This window comes from Agrobacterium sp. 16-2014-1-2a (assembly GCF_053522705.1).
The window spans coordinates 233,987-249,557 of sequence record NZ_JBNWBX010000007.1 but is presented as its reverse complement, the minus strand read 5'-3'; the positions used below and the strand labels follow the sequence as shown (position 1 = coordinate 249,557).

Here is a 15,571-nt window from a genome sequence, read left to right as displayed (position 1 = left end):
CCTCAGGAAAGTGCGGGAACGTCGAGCCAGCGGCGTTCCTTCCATGATCTCAGCCCCAGTTCGGCCAATTGCACGCCCTTCACGCCCTCCATCAGCCCATAGGGCCATGGGTCGTTGTCGACGAGGTGACGCACGAACATTTCCCACTGCGCCTTGAAACCGTTGTCATAAGTGACGTTGTCAGGCACTTCCTGCCAGGTCTTGTAGAAATCGATGGTCTGGGGCTGGTCAGGGTTCCACACCGGTTTCGGCGTATTGGTGCGGTGCTGGGTCCAGCATTTGGTGAGACCCGCCACGGCCGAACCATGCGTGCCATCAACCTGAAACGTGACGAGATCATCGCGGCGCACACGCACCGCCCAGGAAGAGTTGATATGGGCGATGGCGCCGCCTTCCAACTCGAAGGTGGCGTAGGCGGCATCGTCGGCATCCGCCGCATAGGCGTGGCCCTGTTCATCGAAACGCTCGGGGATATGGGTGGCGCCGAGGCAACTTACGGATTTCACCGGTCCGAATAGATTATCGAGCACATAACGCCAGTGGCACAGCATATCGAGGATGATACCGCCGCCATCCTTCAGGCGGTAATTCCACGAAGGACGCTGCGCCGGCTGCCAATCGCCTTCGAAAACCCAATAGCCGAACTCGCCGCGCACCGAGAGGATCTTGCCGAAAAAGCCGCTGTCACGCAGCATCGCCAGCTTGCGAAGGCCGGGCAGGAACAGCTTGTCCTGCACCACGCCGTGTTTGATACCGGCGCTTTCGGCCAGTCTGGCAATTGCCAGCGCCTCTGCCACGCTGTCGGAAATCGGCTTTTCGCAATAGACGTTCTTGCCCGCCTTGATGGCTTTTTCGAGCAGGCTGCCACGCATCTGCGTCGTGCCGGCGTCGAAGAAAAGCGTGTCATCCGGGTTCGCAAGGGCGGCGTCGATGTCGGTCGTCCAGCGCGCGACATTGTGCTTTTTAGCGATTTCCTCGATTTTCGCATCGTTTCGGCCGACCAGAATGGGGTCGAGCATGACCTTTTCGCCGCTCTTCAAAACCACGCCGCCCTGATCGCGAATGGCGAGAACGGAGCGCACGAGGTGCTGGTTGTAACCCATGCGGCCGGTGATGCCGTGCATGATGACGCCGATACGTTTCATGAATTTCCTCCCAAGGCGGCCTTTTCCCGAAAGCCGCTTCCGTAAAACATGGCAATTTGTAACCATTTGGTTATTTGTGATCGTGAAGGATGCGATCTGTCAAGGTGTTTTTGGCAGGAAATTCACATGCACTTGCGGCGGCAGAAATCACGGGTTTGTGCCGCGCCGCAAAAGGAAAAGACGCGCTTCGCGGATGCGAATGGCGCGTCGTCGCTGTTGTTAAAGGGAAATTCGGTTTTTACGGCTCAGACCGGCCGCACCGCAGCAAGCAGGGTATCGACGATATGCTGGCCCCAGCGTTCAAGTTCGGCGGGGTCGGTAAGGTCGCGCTGGAAGATCGTCGACAGCGTGAATCGGTTCGAAAGATAAAAGGCGCCGAGCGAGGCGATCGTCAGATAGACGTCGATCGGATCGAGACCGTCACGGAATTCGCCAGTATCGCGGCCGCGCCGCAGCACGTCCTCAAGCTCGGAAATGAAGTTCGAATGCATCGCCGCAATCGTAGCGGATTGCCTGAGATATCGGGCTTTATTGAGGTTTTCTGTTGCGAGAATGCTCAGAAATTCCGGGTGATCCAGAAAATAATGCCAAGTGAAAAGCGCAAGTTCCCGCAAGCCTTCCGAAGGCGCCTTGCGGGTCAGGTCCAGCCGCCGTTCGGTGTGGCGGATGTGGCGATAGGCGTCCTCCAGAACGGCGAGATAAAGCGCGTCCTTGTCGCCAAAATAATGGTAGATCATCCGCTTGTTGGTGCCGGCACGCCGCGCCACGACATCGATTCTCGCGCCCGCCAGGCCCTTCGCGGCCACCTCGCGGCGGGCGGCTTCAAGAATGGCGGCGCGTGTTCTCTCCGGGTTTCGCACCTGTGCCGCCCCGCGTTTGCGCTTGGGGGCAGGCGTTTCCTCGACGGCCGGATCGGGCAGCTGGTTTTTCGTCGTTTCGTCCATCTTAGCACCCGCTTGACAATGTTGGCGATCGGTGTTCCCATGTAACCAATTAGTTATAAAACGGCAATAGTCGTTTACCCCCATCATCAATTTGGCAGTCAATTAGGGAGGAGTTGCCAATGCCCGTGATGCTTCACAGGAGAAGTGTGCTTTCAGCAGGGCTTGCGGCCCTTTCACTCGCAACATTGGGAGGTGGTTCGGCGCAGGCTCAGGCCGCGCGGCTGCGTATGTTGTGGTGGGGATCGCAGGAGCGTGCGGATCGCACCAACAAGGCGATCGCCGCATATAAGCAAATCAAGCCGGATCTCGACATTGCCGGGGAATTTGCCGGCTGGAGCGACTACTGGCCGCGCCTTGCCACGCAGGTGGCAGGCCGCAACGCGCCTGATCTGATCCAGATGGATTATCGCTACATCTTCGAATATGGTCGGCGCGGCGCCCTTGCTCCCCTTGATGACTATATTGGCAAGGGCCTGAAGATAGAAGATTTCGGCAAGATGAACATCGACTCCGGTCGGGTCGACGGCAAGCTTTACGGGGTTAATCTTGGCGTGAATTCCAGCGCTGTCTTCTTCGACAAGGTGGCCTGGGAAAAATCCGGCGCGACTCCGCCAGCGATCGGGCAGACCTGGGAAGAGTTTGCCGAAAACGCCGCCAAGCTCAGCAAGAACAAGCCCAAGCCCGGCTATTACGCCACGGCCGATGCCAGCGGCGTCGAGCCGAGCTTCGAGAACTGGCTGCGTCAGAACGGCAAATCACTCTACACACAGGATGGCGGTATCGGTTTTGATCCGACCGACGCGACCAAATGGTTCACCATGTGGGCGGATTTGCGCAAGAGCGGTGCATGCGTGCCGGCCGATATTCAGGCGCTCGACCAGTTGAATATTGAAACCAACGCGCTGACGACGGGCAAGGCGGCAACGGCATTTGCCCATTCCAACCAGTTTGTCGGTTATCAGGCACTCAACAAAGCAAAGCTGGCGATTACCTCCTATCCGAAAAGAAAGAAGGATGGTCCTTCCGGTCACTACCTGAAACCATCCATGCTCATCAGCGTCGCCAATGGCAGTGCCGGCATCGAGCAGGCGGTCGGTTTCATCAACTTTCTCGTTGCCGAACCACAGGGCGTCGATGTTCTGGGTGTGGAGCGCGGCGTTCCGGCGTCGGAATCGATGCGTAACGCGCTGACCGCCAAGCTCGATGCCGTCAGCAAGAGCATGGTGGAATATATTGCCGAGATTACCCCCGGCGTTGGCGATCTGCCGCCGGCACCCCCTCCGGGTGCAGGCGAATTCGCCTTCGTCCTGAAACGTACAGCGGAAGAGATCGGCTTTGGCAAGATTTCGGCGGCTGAGGGTGGTGACCGGCTCGTCAAGGAATCCGAAACCGTCATTAAACGGAAGTGATGGCAGATGGCCTTTCGATCTGAAACTCTCGTGGAGGAGAGCCGTGGCGCGGCTCTCCCGAAGCGGGCAGGCGTGAAGCGGCTTTTGGACCGCAACGTTCACGCGTACCTGTTTCTCCTGCCGTGGCTGATCGGTTTCTTCGGTCTCACCCTAGGGCCTGCGCTGGTGTCGCTTTATCTGTCCTTCACCAATTATGACCTGCTTCAATCCCCGGACTGGGTGGGGGCGGCCAATTATGTGCGCATCGCCACTGCCGACCCTAAATTCGCCGCCGCCATGCAGGTCACCTTTACCTATGTGCTGCTTTCGGTGCCGTTGAAGCTGATCTTTGCGCTGCTGGTGGCGCTCGCCTTCAATCGCGGCATAAAGGGGCTCACGCTTTACCGGGCGATCTTCTATCTGCCGTCGCTGCTCGGTTCCAGCGTGGCGATCGCTGTTCTCTGGCGGCAGCTTTTCGCGTCAGATGGCCTCGTCAACATGGTCCTGTGGCAGGTTTTCGGTTATGAGGGGCCGAGCTGGATTTCCAATCCGGACTACTCGCTCTACACGCTGGTGATCCTGTCCGTCTGGCAGTTCGGCTCGCCAATGATCATCTTCCTCGCAGGGCTCCGGCAAATCCCGCAGGATATGTACGAGGCCGCCGATATCGACGGCGCGAGCAAGATGCGGCAGTTCTTCCGTATTACGCTGCCGCTGTTGACGCCGGTGATCTTCTTCAACGCCGTGATCCAGACGATCGATGCCTTCAAGGCCTTCACGCCCGCCTTCATCATTTCCGAAGGCACGGGCGGGCCGATCAACTCGACGCTGTTCTACACGCTCTATCTCTATCAGGAAGCCTTCGGTTTCTTCCGCATGGGATATGCCTCGGCGCTTGCCTGGATTCTTGTGATCATCATCGCGCTGTTCACGGCCTTCTCGTTCCTCAGCGCGAAATACTGGGTGCATTACGATGACTGACGCTGTTACCGCTCCCCGGCCGGGACAAGGCCCGCAACGCTCACCGCTAATGTCGGTTTTGCTGCATGCGGCGCTGATCCTTGCCTCCTTTGCGATGCTTTATCCGATCCTGTGGATGATTTCGGGTTCGTTCCGCCCGCAGGACGAGCTGTTCGGTTCCTCCTCGCTCATTCCTTCGTCGGTTGATTTCGGCGGCTATATTCGCGGCTGGACCGGGCTTCAGGTCAGTTTCGGGCAATTCTTCTGGAACTCGTTCTTCATCTCGGTGCTCGCCACCATCGGCAACGTCGTTGGCTGCTCACTTGCCGCCTTCGCTTTCGCCCGCCTGCGGTTCGGTGGGCGCAATTTCTGGTTCGCGCTGATGCTTGGCACCTTGATGCTGCCCTATCACGTGGTGCTCATCCCGCAATATATCCTGTTTCTGGAAATGGGCTGGGTGAATACGTCGCTGCCGCTGATCGTGCCGAAATATCTGGCAACCGACGCCTTCTTCATCTTCCTGATGGTGCAGTTCTTCCGGGGCATTCCGCGTGAGCTGGATGAGGCAGCGGTGATGGACGGTTGCTCGCCCTTCCGCATCTACTGGAAGATCATGCTGCCCCTCTCTCTGCCGGTTCTGGCAACGGCCGCGATCTTTTCCTTCATCTGGACCTGGGACGATTTCTTCGGTCCGTTGATCTATCTGAACGACATCAACACCTACACCGTGCAGCTCGGCCTCAGATCCTTCGTGGATTCCACCGGCAGCTCGGATTGGACGTCGCTTTTCGCCATGTCCAACCTGTCGCTGGTACCGGTCTTCCTGTTCTTCCTGTTCTTCCAGCGGCTGCTGATTGAAGGCATCGCTACCACCGGAATGAAACGCTGAACGGACGAAACGGGACCGAAAACGAATTGCAGAACATCAACACCGTCGCGGCTGCCTTGTCTGCAGCGCGACGGTCGGGAGAAACAGCATGGCAAGCAGCATTACTCTGGAAAAAATCGTCAAGCGGTTCGGCGCCTTTCCGGTCGTCCACGGCATCGATCTCAAGATCGAGCCGGGCGAGTTCACCGTTTTCGTTGGCCCCTCGGGCTGTGGCAAATCCACGCTTCTGCGCATGATCGCCGGTCTGGAGGAAATCTCCGAGGGTGATCTTCGCATCGATGGCGAAAGGGTCAACGAAACAGCCGCTTCCAAGCGCGGTATCGCCATGGTGTTCCAGTCCTATGCGCTTTATCCGCATATGAGCGTTTACAAGAACCTCGCTTTTGGGCTGGAGACGGCGGGTTACAAGAAACCGGAAGTCGAGGCGCGCGTGCAGAAAGCTGCCGATATCCTGCAGATCGGTCCGTTGTTACAGCGCAAGCCGAAGGCGCTTTCTGGCGGCCAGCGCCAGCGTGTCGCCATCGGTCGGGCTATCGTCCGCGAGCCGAAAATCTTTCTGTTCGATGAACCCCTGTCCAACCTCGATGCGGAACTGCGCGTGCAGATGCGTGTCGAAATTGCCAAGCTGCACCAGACGCTCGGCAGCACCATGATCTATGTGACGCATGACCAGGTGGAGGCCATGACGATGGCCGACAAGATCGTGGTCCTGCGTGACGGCCGCATCATGCAGGTTGGCCGCCCGCTTGATCTCTACAACAATCCGGCCAACCAGTTTGTGGCGGGTTTCATCGGTTCGCCAAAGATGAACTTCCTTTCCGCGAAAGTGGCTTCAGGCGACAGCTCCAACCGTACCATTGAGGTCGCCGGCCAGCGCATTCTGCTCGAAAAGCCGGTCGCGGCTGAGGAAGGCGAGCCACTCACTTTCGGCATTCGTCCCGAACACGTAAACCCACAGGCGCAATCGGCCTCGCTTGGCGATGCGTCCATCCAGCTCGTTGAACATCTCGGCGGCTCGACGGTGGTTTATACCAGCACCCCAGATGGCCAGCCCGCCACCCTGCTGCTGGACGGCCAGCGCCATATCCGCATCGGCGAGACCATTCCCTTTGCGTTTGATCTGGCGAAGACGCATCTGTTCGGGGCAGATGGGCGGCGAATATAAGAGGAAAAACCGGGGGGAGGAACAGACCTTCCCTTATTCCTGTGCGTGTCACAGGAGTCCAGCTGACGCGTCTGCGCGGCGAGGAAATCAATCAGCCCAAAGACTTGGGCTGGCTGGTTCCCTATAGGGGATACAGGGATGAGGGCAGCGGGCGGTTGTGATGGATAGCGAATTTTAGTCCGCCGCGTCGGTTTTCGATAAAAAACAAGCGGTTCTAAGAGCGGGCGAGAATCTCGCCCAGCACCGCCGCATCTTCCGAGAACTGGGCGACGTTGTCACCTTTGACGAACTCCAGCATCGCATAAGCCGGTTTAGTCCAGTCGCTTGCTGGCAAGGCATCAACGCAAGACCGCCAATAGTCCGCGCGCTCGCCGAGCGGCAGGCGGCTGGCATCGGTGAGCCACGCGAAGACGTGCAGGTGGCAGATGCGCGAGCCGAGCGCGGATATTTCCGCAAGGGCGTCATCCAGCGGTAGACCTGGGGCTGGCTGCCAGTAAAAGAACAGGTTAGGCATCGGCAAATCCTGCATGAGCTGCAAGGCCGAGGTCAGCGTGTCGGTCAGCGAATTGGGGTGATATTCGAGGCCGATTGTCATTCCGTAGTCGTCTGCCCGCCGGGCAAGTGCCGCCAACGCGTCGGTCGCCGCACGGCGTTCCTCTGGTGAATAATCCGCGGATGGGCGTTTGCGGCTGCCGGGCCAGATGCGGATATGGCCGGTGCCGAGCGCTTTCGCGGTTTCCAGAACTGCGGTCACATCCTCCGGCGCAAAATCCGGTGCGAAGATGTAGGATCCGTAGGAAGAGACGCTAAGACCGGCTTTCACCGTACGCGCCGCCACATTCCTTGCGTTTTCTAAGTCGCCAGGTGGCACATGGATATCGGCACCCCATTCTATCGCCTTGATGCCATTTGCGACGGCAAGGTCAATCACGGCCTGCGGCGTCATGGACCTGAAGGTGACAGAGCAGAGGCCCGGCTCGAAAATTCTCATGCGATCAGTTCCAGATGTTCCGGACGTACCTGCTGTTGCAATGGTTCTGCGCGGCAGAAGCGTTCGATCTCGGCAATCGCCATGTCGCCGAGCCGGGCGCGTTCGAGGCCGACGGCGCCGGCGATATGCGGCGTCAGGAACACGTTCGGAAGGCTGTAAAAGGGTGACTCTGGTGGCGGAACCTCCGGATCGGTCACGTCGATGACGGCCTCTATGCGTCCGGTTTTCAGTTCCGCCAGCAGAGCGTCTTCGTCCACCAGCGCGCCGCGGGCCGTGTTGATCAAGGTCGCTCCGTCCTTCATCAGGGCAAGCGCGTCGGCGCCGATCATATGCCGGGTTTGCGGCAGGGATGGCGCGTGCAGGGAAATGACATCGCTTACCGCCATAAGCTCGCGGAGCGATACGAGACGCACACCGAGCTTTTGTGCCTCCACCGCGCTTAAAAACGGGTCGAAAAGGATAAGATCGAGATCGAAGGGCTGCAGCAGATTGATGACCCGACGCCCGATGCGTGACGCCCCGACAATGCCGACGGTCAGGCCGAGATTGCCGATTACCTGCGACTGCAGGCGGTCGACGTTTCGCCGTGCGCGATCCTCTCCGTAGATGCGCCGGAAACCGAAGGTACGCTTGCCGGAAAGCAGGATCATTGCCAGCGTAAACTCCGCGACCGGCTGCGCATTCGCCTCGGCCGCGCTGCACACCGTAACGTTTCGTTCGAAAACTGCCTGGGACAGGAAGTATTTCACCGTCCCGGCGGCATGTGAAATCAACCGAAGGTTCGGCATCATTGCCAGTTCCCGCATGTCGATCTCGGGACAACCCCAGCCAGTCAGAAGAATATCTGTTCTCTCCAACTGGGCAGTCACAGCTGGGTCGTGAAAATCGGAGATCGGCCGGGTATCGAGGATGTCGACGCTCTGCGACAGCTTGTCAAGCGCCTGTGGCGTCAGCACATGCTGCGTCCGCTCCGGGTCCATGGCAAGGCTGAGACGCGGACGCGGGCTCATCATTGCGGTTCTCCCGCCGCCGCCATACTGCTTACGGGAACACCGCGCTCAACAAACAGGCGGTCAAGCGCTTCCATGTCCGGAAGTGCGGGAACTGTCGCCAAAGCTGTTTCGCTTTCAGGTCCCGCCACTCCCACAAAGACGGCGCAGGCGAGCAGGGTTTTGCCCGCTGGAATGTCGCCCCGCAATTGCGGCACCGTGGTTTTGGCATTGATGAGATTGGTATTGGGCAGCGCCTTCAACGCCACGCCCTGGCGGGATGCGCTGGAGCCGAGATCGATGATGGCGGATATGTCGGTGCCGCAATCGGCCGTTGCCCGGCCGCTGTCTTCGGTCACCGCATCGCGGTCGCCATCGTTGCGGTTTATCGCAAAGCCGCCTTCGGTGACCAAAAGTGGCCGCGCGGAAGTAATCCGGTGCAACCGGATATGCCACTCTCCCGCGGCAACCAGCGTCGTTTCGACCTCGACATCGGGGAATGGGTTCCAAGTCGCTCGAAGATTGGTGCCAGCCAAGAGCACAGTGCGGTTGGTTTCGCGCACCCGGTAGTGGCGGCCATCTTCGGAAAAGGCCAGCATATTGTCGAAACCATTGGTCTTGAAACCGCGCTCGTCCACTTCCACGCCGAAAGCGTAACGCGAGGAATAGGCGAATTTGGCGTATTTCTCCGGCCCGCCGCGCATGGACAGGTTTTCCTGCCCACTCGTCAGCGCCGTGACGTTGCTCTTACTGCGCATCATCACCATGCCGGGATGAACGAGCGGCCGTGGTTTTGTGGATGTGTCTGGCAGCTTTTCCTCCGCCTGCCAGAAGGGGTGGCTTTCCGGCAAGGCCAGCGGCAGGAAAGCCTTGAAGGCCCAATAGGGTGAACCCGCCGAATTATAGCTTTCCGACATGGTCAGTTGCGGATAGGCGTAACCGATGGAAAGCACGCCGTCGCGGTCGGCAATCGGCTTTCCCGCCCACCAGCGCAGATGTTTCAGATAAAGCCCCTTGATCTCCCCCCAGGGCATCGCTTCCTCATCCGCGAAGGCGAGGGCACCCCAGAAGCCGCCGCAGGCGAAACGGTAGGTCATGGAGCGGCCAAAGGCCAGCGCGCCACCATCCTCATCGAACCAGCTTGCGAAATCCCCGGCAAACAGGCGGGCACGTTCCCGGTAGCGTTCGGCGTATGCATCATCCGGTTTGCTGATTTTCGCGTAGATCAGCCCGTAAAAATGCATGGCGAAGGCGATGTAGTGGTCGATGCGGCGATAGTTGCCGTCGCGATACCAGCCGTCGGCGATGTAAAATCCGTCCAGCTCTTTCAGATATGTTTCGGTGAGGCTCCGGTCGAATTCGATACCGAGATGATCGAGCGCCGCATCGACCATCACCCGGAAAAACTTCCAGTTATTGTCGGCATAGATGCGCTCGCGCGCCGCCAGAAGATAATGGCGCACATTCGCCTTTTGCGCTTCGGACAAGGGTTCCCACAGATGTTGCGGCGCAAGCCGAAGCGCAAAGCCGAGGGCGGCCAGTTCCACCAGCCGCTGATCCTTCTGCCGCACGTCGCCCCAGTAATCGGCATGGGCGGGATCGGTGCCATTGGCGATGCCTCTGGCCAGAAGCGGCCAATGGGCGAAGGCATCGCCGCTGAGCGCAAGCGGCGCGATGCCCCAGAGTGGTCGCGCAAATCCTTCCAGATCGGCCGCTGCCCGGTCAAAATGCGCGGCGGTGCCGCTTAACGTCACTCTTGCGCCGCTCTCTGAGAAATAGGGAAGCAGCGGTGCGAAACTGTCGTCCAATGCCCGTCTGACGTCGGCGCGGGTCTTGAGTGAATTGCCGTAAAGCGGATTGAAGTTGGTCATTGGATCATGGTTTGCTGGCTCATGCATCGCGCGCCGCCTTTCCCGTCTTTTTTGCTCGACCGGCGGTCTGTCCTTCCACAAGCTGTACACCCAGCTGAACCTGCCGGGCATTGGCCGATGGCTCCGCCAGCCGGCGGCGCATCAGCTCCACCGCCTCGCGGGCAATCTCGCGGCGGTCTACCCGGATTGTGCTGAGCCGGGGAGTGGAAAGTTCGGCGAAGGGCAGGTCGTCGAAGCCGATGATGGAAAGATCGTCCGGTACCCCGAGGCCAAGCTCTTGTGCTGCTCCCAGCGCGCCGAGCGCGATCGCATCGTTCATGCAGAAAATGCCGGTCAGATCGGGGTTTTTGGCCAGCAGCTGACGAACCGCATCACCGGCCTGCCCGAAGCCGCTATCCGCCGTGGAAAGCAGAAACTCCTCATAGGTCGCACCCTCTTCCTCGATGATAACCTGCCGAAAGCCCCGCATGCGCTCTCTTATGGTGTGACGGTGTTGCGGACCTATATAGGCGACCTTGCGGTGCCCAAGTTCCAGCAGCCGCCGCGCTGCCATCGCCCCGCCGTAAAAATTGGAGGGCGAGACGCAATCCAGCATCATCGAGGGATCGGCGCTATTGACGAGAACCGGTTGCAGCACACCCTGCGTGATGCGGTGGATGATCTCCTCTTCGGGGTCAAGACCAATGGCGAGAAGGCCATCGACCTCGCAGACCCGCTGTGTAAGGGCGTCGTCGATCTGCCTCTGGTGCAGCAGCCGGATATCGAGTTCGAAACCCTCTGTCTGGGCAAGGCTGCGCAGCATGTCGAAAATATCGTGATAAAAGGCGCCGATATCGCCGGTCGCTCGTTCGGCGGACATGAGGGCGAGGATTTTCTTGCCCTCCAGCGAGATGCCGCCGGTCTGGCTGGTGACTGGCCGCAGCGGATAACCAAGTTCCGCCGCCACGCCAAGAACCTTGGTCTGGATCGATGCGCTGATGCCTTTTTCCCCGGCGAGAACCCGTGAGACCGTGCTGATGGAAACCCCTGCACGCTGGGCGATATCCGACTGGCGCGGGCGGCTGATGTCGGGCGTATCGTTCATGTCTTCTCCTGCGCTTGCAAAAAATTCTATTATGATGCAAATATTGCAAATAATGAAAATTTGCAAGAATTTAAGTGATAAGTGAGAAATTTGCAAAACGCGGGAGGAGCAGATGCAAACTATCGATAGACGTGGATTTTTGGTGACGGCGGCACTGGCAGGTCTTGGCGCGGCGGCGGGCGGTTTCCGCGCGATGGCGGCCGAAACCCGGCTTCGTTGCGTATGGTGGGGTTCGGCTGACCGCAACAAGCGCACCAATGATGTGATTGCCCTCTACCAGAAGGCAGATCCACAAACGGTAATCAGCGGCGAGATGATCGCCGGTTCCGACTATTGGACCAAGCTTGCGACGTCCATGGCGGGACGTAACGTCGCCGATATCTTTCAGCTCGAGCCTTCCACCATTGCCGATTATTCCGGCCGTGGCGCCTGCATGGAACTTGACCAGTTTGTCGGCTCGTCGCTTGATCTTTCCAATTTCGGCAAAAGCGAAGTCGATCTTTGCCGCATCGACGGCAAGCTTTACGGCGTCGGTCTCGGGCTGAATTCGTTCTGCATGATGTATGATGCAGAGACGCTGAAGGAGGCCGGCGTCTCCGTGCCGAAGGAGCAGATCACCTGGAAGGCGCTGGCGGAACTGGCGCGCGATTTCAAGAAGAACGCTCCGGCGCGGCGCAATTATTGGGCGGTGCCCTATGGCGCCCGTTATCACTACGTCTTCGATGTCTGGCTGCGCCAGCGCGGCAAGCTCCTGTTCCAGGACGGCACCATCGGTTTCAACAAGGAAGATGCCAAGGAATGGTTCGCCTATTGGGAGGATCTGCGCGAGAACAAGCTTTGCGTCTCTGCCGATATCCAGACGCGCGATGACAATACCATCGAATCCAACGCGCTGACTCTTGGCAATTCCGCAATCGGCTTTGCCTATTCCAACCAGCTTGTCGGTTACCAGGCGCTCAACAAGAAGACCCTGTCCATTGGCATGCTGCCGGGCGAGGGGGCGGGAAAACCGACCGGGCATTATTACCGGCCGGGGCTTATCTGGTGCATTTCGTCCACCTCCACCACTCCGGAAGCTGCTGCGAAGTTCATCAACTTCTTCGTCAATGATCTGGAAGCGGGCAAGGTTCTCGGCGTCGAACGCGGCGTGCCGCCGGCGAAGAAGGTGCGCGAAGCTGTGTTGCCAAGCCTCAACGAGACCGAACGCAAGACGGTGGATTACATCGAGAGCCTGTCCGGCAAGCTCGATACCTATCCTGAGCCTGCCCCCATCGGCGCCAATGAGTTCGACCGTGGGGTAATGCGTCCGATTGCCGACTCACTCGCCTTTGGCCGCGCCACTGTGGATGAGGCAGCGCAGAATCTTGTCGATACCGGCACCCGCACGTTGCGCAAGCGCGGGTAAGGAAAAAGAGGCAGCGCATGCGGTATCGAAACCGCCTGCGCTGCCTCCATTCGCAATCATTCCTTGCGTGCCTGACTTTGAATATATCGACACGACAAACAATGCTGGACAGCATAAAATATTTAAGCCAGAAATTCTGATCTAGATCGCTAAATCTGAAGATTAGACAATGGCTCCCAATTTCCTACTTATTGACGCTGAAAAAGAATTCGATGTTTTGAAGGCGGCGGCGTCGCTGATCCGTGTGCAGATATTGAAGCTGCTGCACGAGGCCAACGGTCTCAATGTCAACGAGATCGCGCAGAGGCTGGACCTTCCCCAGTCCACCGTGTCGGCCGGTGTGACCGTTCTTGAAGAGGCGGGGCTGCTGCGAACCGAAACGCGCAAGGCGCGCAAGGGCAGCCAGAAAATCTGTTTTGCGACCTGCGACGAGCTTATCGTTTCGTTTCGAAGCCCCGAGACGCCGGCTGTATCCAACTACATTGCCGTCGCCATGCCGCTCGGCCTCTATACGCAGAGTTCGGTGACGGCGCCTTGCGGCATCTGTTCGCCGGAGGGCATTATCGGACTTCTGGATGTCCCTGATACCTTCATGGATCCCGACCGCATGAAGACTGCACTTTTGTGGTTCACATCGGGTCACGTCGAGTATCAATTCCCCAATAATGCCAAGATTCAGGGCCGAAACGTCGAGGAAGTCGAGTTTTCGATGGAGGTCAGTTCCGAGGTGCCAGGAACGCACAGCAACTGGCCGTCAGACATTACCCTCTCCGTCAACGGCAAGGAGATCGGGGTCTGGACCTCGCCCGGCGATTTCGGCGACAAGCGGGGTACGTTTACGCCCGACTGGTGGAAACTGTCCGGCTCGCAGTATGGAATGCTCAAAACCTGGCGCATTACTGCCCAGGGAACCTATGTCGATGGTACGCGCATTTCCGATGTGACGCTTGCGGATATAGATCTGTCCAGCCACCGCTCAATCCGCTTGCGGATCGAGGTAAAGGCGGATGCAAAGCATCCGGGCGGGCTCAACATCTTCGGCCGGGGTTTTGGGAATTACGATCAGGACATCGTATTGCGTCTGCGCACCGCAGACTGATCGGGCCAATTTCATAAAGTATGATTTTCGCGGTTGACAGGCGCGGCTTCCATTGGCAACTATATTATGAAATATGGTTTATATCATATTTTAAGATATAAATGCGCATGGGAGGAGAGCCTATGAAAGCGCGGGTTTCAGTCCACCGGGACTTCCGGATTGGGCGTATCGACGATCGCCTATATTCCGCCTTCATCGAACATATGGGGCGGGCGATCTATGGCGGGATTTACGAGCCCGGCCATCCGCAGGCGGATGAAAACGGTTTTCGCAAGGATGTGCTGAAATTCGTGCAGGATCTGAAGATTCCGGCGATCCGTTATCCCGGCGGCAACTTCGTTTCGGCCTATCGCTGGGAAGACGGCATCGGCCCCCGTGACAAACGGCCCGTGCGGCTTGATCTTGCATGGCGCTCCAAGGAAACCAACCAGATCGGCGTCAACGAGTTCGCAGACTGGGCGTCGATGGCAGGCATCGAGATGATGCTCGCCGTCAACCTCGGTTCCCGTGGTCTGGATGATGCCCGCAACTTTCTCGAATACGTGAATTTCCCCGGCGGCACCGAGCTTAGCGACCTTCGCCGCAGCCACGGCGCCGAAAAGCCGCATGGCGTGAAGATGTGGTGCCTCGGCAACGAGATGGACGGCCCCTGGCAGATTGGCCACAAGACGGCGGTGGAGTATGGCCGGCTGGCAAACGAAACCGCGAAAGCCTTCAAGGGTTTCGACCCCACCATCGAGGCAATCGTCTGCGGAAGTTCCAACGACGGCATGCCGACCTATCCCGAATGGGAGCGCGAGGTGCTGGAAGAATGCTACGAGAATGTGGACCACATCTCGCTGCATAAATATTTCGGCAATAACAGCCGCGACACGCTGAATTACTTCGGCAAGATCGAAGAAACAGGGCGTTACATTCAGACTATCGCCGGTGTCATCGATTACGTGAAAGCCAAGAAGCGCGCCAAGAACGATGTCTCCATCTGCTTCGACGAGTGGAATGTCTGGTACCATATCCGCGAAGACGACGGTAAACGCATCAAGAGCTGGGACTGGCCGGAAGCGCCTGCACTTCTGGAGGAGACCTACAATTTCGAGGATGCTCTCTTCGTGGCCGGGTTGCTCAACGAGTTCATCCGTCGCTCGGACAGGGTGCGCATCGCCTGCATTGCCCAGCTCGTCAATGTCATCGCCCCCATTCGCGCTGAAAAGAACGGACCGGCATGGCGCCAGACCATCTATTATCCCTATCAGTTCGCCTCGCTTTATGGTCGTGGCGTTGCACTGAACATTGCCGTCGATTGCCCGACCTACGATTGCAACGCGGCCGATGACGTCAAATATCTCGATGTCGCCGGCGTGTTTGATGAGGACGAGGGCGTGGTGACGCTGTTTGTCCTCAATCGTCATCTGACCGAAGCAGCAGAGCTCAATGTCGGTCTCACCGGCTTTTCGCCTGTGTCACTCAGCCTGCATCTTTCCATGGCGGGATATGATCTGAGGATCGGCAACGGTCCGGATCAACCCGACCGCGTCGTGCCGGTGCCGGGCAGCGGCATTGGTGTCGAGGATGGGGCGCTCAAAGGCTCTGTGCCGGCGCTGTCCTATCATGTTCTGCGCGTGAAGGTTCAGTGAGGCGGTG

Annotated in this window: 13 protein-coding genes; 7 read left to right on the top strand and 6 right to left on the bottom strand. The window is 58.6% G+C overall.

Going from position 1 to position 15,571, the window contains the following annotated elements:
* Positions 1-2: 2 nt before the first annotated feature.
* Both ACQZ45_RS20395 and ACQZ45_RS20390 read right to left on the bottom strand, forming a co-directional pair.
* A complete protein-coding gene (locus ACQZ45_RS20395; protein ID WP_162724359.1) occupies positions 3-1,145 on the bottom strand; it encodes a Gfo/Idh/MocA family protein in 1,143 nt (380 codons plus the stop codon).
* 245 nt (positions 1,146-1,390) lie between these two features.
* On the bottom strand, positions 1,391-2,089 hold the full coding sequence (locus ACQZ45_RS20390) for a TetR/AcrR family transcriptional regulator (RefSeq protein ID WP_003517856.1): 699 nt from the start codon (positions 2,087-2,089) through the stop codon (positions 1,391-1,393).
* Positions 2,090-2,208: 119 nt separating this feature from the next.
* Here ACQZ45_RS20390 and ACQZ45_RS20385 point away from each other — a divergent pair, with 119 nt between their 5' ends.
* The 4 genes from ACQZ45_RS20385 to ACQZ45_RS20370 all read left to right on the top strand — a co-directional run bounded on the left by ACQZ45_RS20385 (position 2,209) and on the right by ACQZ45_RS20370 (position 6,491).
* Complete coding sequence (locus ACQZ45_RS20385) at positions 2,209-3,498, top strand: ABC transporter substrate-binding protein (RefSeq protein WP_448742510.1); 1,290 nt, start codon at positions 2,209-2,211, stop codon at positions 3,496-3,498.
* A gap of 6 nt (positions 3,499-3,504) precedes the next feature.
* Positions 3,505-4,458, top strand: a complete 954-nt coding sequence (locus ACQZ45_RS20380; protein WP_003517854.1) for a carbohydrate ABC transporter permease — start codon at positions 3,505-3,507, stop codon at positions 4,456-4,458.
* Complete coding sequence (locus ACQZ45_RS20375) at positions 4,451-5,326, top strand: carbohydrate ABC transporter permease (RefSeq protein ID WP_013761392.1); 876 nt, start codon at positions 4,451-4,453, stop codon at positions 5,324-5,326. The genes ACQZ45_RS20380 and ACQZ45_RS20375 overlap by 8 nt, the downstream gene beginning before the upstream one ends.
* Positions 5,327-5,414: 88 nt before the next feature.
* Positions 5,415-6,491 carry an ABC transporter ATP-binding protein gene (locus tag ACQZ45_RS20370; RefSeq protein ID WP_003517850.1) on the top strand — a complete coding sequence of 359 codons (1,077 nt, stop codon included), beginning with the start codon at positions 5,415-5,417 and terminating at the stop codon, positions 6,489-6,491.
* A gap of 214 nt (positions 6,492-6,705) precedes the next feature.
* Here the strand turns inward: ACQZ45_RS20370 and ACQZ45_RS20365 are convergent, their stop codons facing one another.
* From ACQZ45_RS20365 to ACQZ45_RS20350, 4 genes are read right to left on the bottom strand one after another with little or no spacing between them, the layout of a single operon-like run.
* Positions 6,706-7,482, bottom strand: coding sequence for a sugar phosphate isomerase/epimerase family protein (locus ACQZ45_RS20365; protein ID WP_080850074.1), 777 nt, complete (start codon positions 7,480-7,482; stop codon positions 6,706-6,708).
* Positions 7,479-8,495 (bottom strand): hydroxyacid dehydrogenase, encoded by a 1,017-nt coding sequence (locus tag ACQZ45_RS20360; protein ID WP_112959753.1) that lies wholly within the window; start codon positions 8,493-8,495, stop codon positions 7,479-7,481. Before ACQZ45_RS20360 ends, ACQZ45_RS20365 begins: the two co-directional genes overlap by 4 nt.
* Entirely contained in the window at positions 8,492-10,369 is a 1,878-nt protein-coding gene (locus tag ACQZ45_RS20355) for a DUF2264 domain-containing protein (RefSeq protein WP_113291896.1), read from the bottom strand. Before ACQZ45_RS20355 ends, ACQZ45_RS20360 begins: the two co-directional genes overlap by 4 nt.
* Positions 10,362-11,426 (bottom strand): LacI family DNA-binding transcriptional regulator, encoded by a 1,065-nt coding sequence (locus tag ACQZ45_RS20350; protein WP_003517845.1) that lies wholly within the window; start codon positions 11,424-11,426, stop codon positions 10,362-10,364. The genes ACQZ45_RS20355 and ACQZ45_RS20350 overlap by 8 nt, the downstream gene beginning before the upstream one ends.
* 112 nt (positions 11,427-11,538) lie before the next feature.
* On the opposite strand from ACQZ45_RS20350, the gene ACQZ45_RS20345 reads away from it, so the two are divergent.
* From ACQZ45_RS20345 to arfA, 3 genes are all read left to right on the top strand, one after another.
* Positions 11,539-12,831, top strand: coding sequence for an ABC transporter substrate-binding protein (locus ACQZ45_RS20345; protein WP_080850077.1), 1,293 nt, complete (start codon positions 11,539-11,541; stop codon positions 12,829-12,831).
* Positions 12,832-13,000: 169 nt separating this feature from the next.
* Positions 13,001-13,930, top strand: coding sequence for an ArsR/SmtB family transcription factor (locus tag ACQZ45_RS20340; protein ID WP_019566450.1), 930 nt, complete (start codon positions 13,001-13,003; stop codon positions 13,928-13,930).
* Positions 13,931-14,052: 122 nt separating this feature from the next.
* Complete coding sequence (arfA, locus tag ACQZ45_RS20335; RefSeq protein WP_013761387.1) at positions 14,053-15,564, top strand: arabinosylfuranosidase ArfA; 1,512 nt, start codon at positions 14,053-14,055, stop codon at positions 15,562-15,564.
* Positions 15,565-15,571: the final 7 nt, after the last annotated feature.